The organism is Bacteroidota bacterium (genome assembly GCA_039714315.1).
Lineage (GTDB): Bacteria > Bacteroidota > Bacteroidia > Flavobacteriales > JADGDT01 > JADGDT01.
Genome location: JBDLJM010000205.1, coordinates 1 through 3,994 on the forward strand (window position 1 = coordinate 1; position 3,994 = coordinate 3,994).

Here is a 3,994-nt window from a genome sequence, read left to right on the forward strand (position 1 = left end):
TCTGAAGTTGAAAAGCTTACATAAGCTCAAAAACATCACTCGAAAAGTGATAATAAGCTGCACAGGCTCCTTCTGAAGATACCATCGGAGCACCAAGAGGATGTTCCGGATTACATTTCTTCCCGAAGTGAATACATTCAAAAGGCTTCTTATTACCTTTTAGTATTTCTCCGGCTATACATTCTGCATTTTCTTCTGCTTTCTCAATTTTTATAGCAAATTTTTTATCGGCATCATATTGTGAATACTTTTCCTTTATTTCGTATCCGCTATTCGATATTGTCCCTACCCCACGCCAGTCTCTGTCCTTAATTTCAAACACCTCAAATATTGTTTTCTGAGCTTCAACATTACCTTCTCTTTTAACAATTCTGGAATACTGATTTTCTACATCTATCCTACCCTCTTCCAGCTGTTTTACCAGCATATAAATCCCCTGAAGCAGATCCAGAGGTTCGAAACCAGTTACTACCATTGGAGTTTTGTATTGCTTAGCAATAGAAAAATACTCTTCATAGCCCATTACTGTACAAACATGCCCTGCTGCCAAAAAACCCTGAATTTTATTATCCTCAGCCCCTAAAATAGCTTCCATTGCTGGCGGGACCAATACATGTGAAGTGAGTATGGAATAATTTTTTACTCCCATTTTATCGGCCTGAATTACCGAAAGAGCATTTGCCGGGGCCGTAGTCTCAAATCCAACAGCAAAAAATACAACTTCTTTTTCGGGATTCTTTTGAGCAATAGTTACCGCTTCTAATGGCGAATAAACAACCTTAACACTTGCTCCTTCCGACTTCGCCTTTGCAAGACTCATAACAGAGCCCGGAACACGTATCATATCACCGAAAGAGCACAAAATTACATTCTCCTGCTTTGCCAAAAAAACAGCTTTATCAATTAAATGAACAGGAGTAACACAAACCGGACAACCCGGACCGTGAACCATGTTAATCTCTTTTGGTAAAACATCAATGATCCCGTTTTTCACAAGGCTATGTGTCTGTCCTCCACAAATTTCCATGATGGTCCATGGCTTTGTGGTAATTCCTTTTATCAATCCGATATATTTCTTCGCAAGTTCGGGATCTCTGAATTCGTCGAGGTATTTCATAGGGAATGTGATGTTAATATTAAACCTGTTACAGGTTGCAGGTTTCGTTAAGCAATCTAAAAACATGTAACCAGCAACATGCAACACTCCTTTTTCCTTTTTACTTTTGCCTTTTTACTTTTGCCTTTTTCCTTTTCTCTTTTTTCTTTTTTCTTTTCTCTTGATTATTCCTCCGGCAGCTGACCATTTATCTGCCTCTCAAACTCATCAAATTCTCCAATTTCCTTGATGTATTTTATAGTTTGCTCGGCCTCTTCCTTATCAACAATATTCAATGCTACTCCAACATGAACCATCACATAATCGCCTTCTACGGCTTCCGGCACCATCATTAAATTTACATCTCTTATTATACCATCGAACGACACTTTTGCTGAACGGAATGTTTCATCAAAAGTATTATCTATTTTTTCTATTTTTCCCGGGATTGCTAAACACATCTTTATTTATGATTTAGAATTTAACATATATGATTTTAATACGTCATATCGAGCGAAGTGACCTTACTCAAGGTGACGATTTAAACTATAACTAATTATCTGACCAAACGAAATACATTCATCATTAGGAGATAACTGTTTATGAAAATACAAATTATTTTGCTTACTCAATTTTTTCTCCAATAAATTAATCAACAATGCATTCTGAAACACTCCTCCGCTGAAAGCCAAATTATATTGCTTCTCTTTTTCAGAAACTGCTTTAATTACATCAACCATTGTCAAATGAAAGCACATGGCAATTTCTGACGGCTCTCTTCCTCCGTTCACATCATTAATAATTGATTTTTTGATCTCGTAAAAATCAATTTCTTTTTCTCCAACATCAAAAGTATATCCTTGTAAATCTTCGAGTGAACCTCTGTAACTGTTAGCAAGAGATTCCAATAGCATTGCTGCTTCTCCTTCGTACCTACTAATATCTTTTTTCAACAGAATAGATGCTACAGCATCAAAAAATCGTCCCATACTGGAGGTAAGCAGGGTAGATTTATTTATTAATTTAGAATATAAGTGATATTCATTTTTACTAAACTTCTCTTTTAACAATCTATCTGCACCTTCAACCTCATTAAAGAAACTCAGAGCTGAAAGTCGTGGTTCATTTACCATTTTATCGCCCAGAATATGCTTTTCATATTTTGAATGATAAATTCTTTTTATCTCCTTATTTTTTAATTCAAAAACTTCTGCGCCCCATATTTCACCATCATCACCCAAACCTGTACCATCCCAAACAAAACCAAGAACATTTTCACCGAGTAATTGATTTTCTCCAAGTACTGCTGCAAAATGCGCTTCGTGATGCTGAACTTTTTCAAGTCTGATATTTTCTTTTTTCGCCAGAATTTCCGCAAATTGTGTACTAAAATAATTTGGATGCAAGTCACATATTACAACCTTAGGTTCGGCTTTCAATAGGCTTTTTATATGATAAAAAGTATTTTCATAAGCGATTTGCGATGGAAAATAATCAGTATTACCAAGATATTGAGAAATATAAAACTGTTGATTTTTATAAAATGAAAATGCACTTTTAAGAAGCGACCCAACTGCTAGTACTTCTGAATTTTCCTTAACTGGATTTCCAAAATAATTTGGAGCGATGCCCCTTGAACGACGAAGAACAATTCTCGTTCCCTTTTTCGAAAATTGAACCACAGAATCATCCTGAGGTATAACTATTTCACGATTATTCAACATAACAAGATCTGCTATTTTCGTCAAATAATCTTTAGCTGTTGAATCCTGATAAACAATTGGAGATCCTGATAAATTTGCACTTGTTGCAATAAGAACTTTGCCAAAATCATCTGCAATCAACTTCAACAGTGGAGCATAAGGCCGCATTACACCTATTTTATCGAGACCCGGAGCTATTTCATCTAAAGCAATTATACTTGACGTTTTGGGCCTTACATTAAATAATACAATCTCCGACTCCTGGGAGTTCCATGATTCTAATTCAAATTCATTAGTAAAAACCAAATCATCTAATGCCGATTCATCATTCACTAATAATGCAAATGGTTTGGTTGGTCTGTTTTTTCGCTGCCTCAGTGTTTTAACGGTTTTCTTATCAGATGCGTCTGCAAGGAGCAGATAACCTCCAACACCCTTTACAGCAACTATCCCGCCCCTGTTTAACCTGGAAACAACTTTTGATATTAATGAATCATAACTAGCAAATTCTTCTGTTTCTCCATTGTATAAACTAATTTTCACACCGCATTTGGAACACGAATTAGTCTGGGAATAAAACCTGATGTCATCTGTAGAATTATATTCTTCTTTACAACTTTCGCACATAGCAAACCCGTGCATTGTTGTGTATTCTCTATCAAAAGGAAGCTTATTGATAATAGAATATCTCGGTCCGCAGCTCGTACATGTAATGAAGGGGTATTTATAACGCTTGTTTTTTTTATCGTATAATTCTTTCTCACAATCATTACACATGGCAAAATCGGGCGAAAAAATTACTCTCCCTGATTCTGTTTCAAAACTGTTATTTATACTAAAACCATCGAAGTCTTCACTCTTAATTTCATCAATCGTATAACTTAATATTCTCGCTTTGGAAGGTTTTTTCTCAACAATATGATTTAGAAATTTCCGGGAAATATCACCTCCGGCATTTATTCTAATATAAACCCCGCCTGAAACATTGGCCACCCAACCTTCTATTCCAAATTCTTTCGCCAAATTATAAACAAAGGGTCGAAAACCGACCCCCTGCACTATCCCTTCTATATGTATTTGATATGTCAATGAGACAATGAGTTAATGTGATAATGGATTAATAATAAACTAATACTTTTGTCTTTTATCTTTTGTCTTTTGTCTTTTATCCTTTGTCTTTTATCTTTAGTCTTTT

General features: G+C 35.4%; 3 protein-coding genes. All 3 read right to left on the reverse strand.

From position 1 onward, the window contains the following. Positions 1-16: 16 nt before the first annotated feature. The 3 genes from hypD to hypF all read right to left on the reverse strand — a co-directional run bounded on the left by hypD (position 17) and on the right by hypF (position 3,888). On the reverse strand, positions 17-1,117 hold the full coding sequence (hypD, locus tag ABFR62_13390) for a hydrogenase formation protein HypD (protein ID MEN8139414.1): 1,101 nt from the start codon (positions 1,115-1,117) through the stop codon (positions 17-19). Positions 1,118-1,281: 164 nt separating this feature from the next. Next, complete coding sequence (locus tag ABFR62_13395) at positions 1,282-1,557, reverse strand: HypC/HybG/HupF family hydrogenase formation chaperone (GenBank protein MEN8139415.1); 276 nt, start codon at positions 1,555-1,557, stop codon at positions 1,282-1,284. A gap of 63 nt (positions 1,558-1,620) precedes the next feature. Further along, complete coding sequence (hypF, locus tag ABFR62_13400) at positions 1,621-3,888, reverse strand: carbamoyltransferase HypF (protein MEN8139416.1); 2,268 nt, start codon at positions 3,886-3,888, stop codon at positions 1,621-1,623. Positions 3,889-3,994: the final 106 nt, after the last annotated feature.

Bases quoted from the DNA above. Each gene is read 5' to 3' on its own strand.
- hypD (MEN8139414.1), bottom strand. From the start codon at position 1,117: ATGAAATACCTCGACGAATTCAGAGATCCCGAACTTGCGAAGAAATAT.
- ABFR62_13395 (MEN8139415.1), bottom strand. From the start codon at position 1,557: ATGTGTTTAGCAATCCCGGGAAAAATAGAAAAAATAGATAATACTTTT.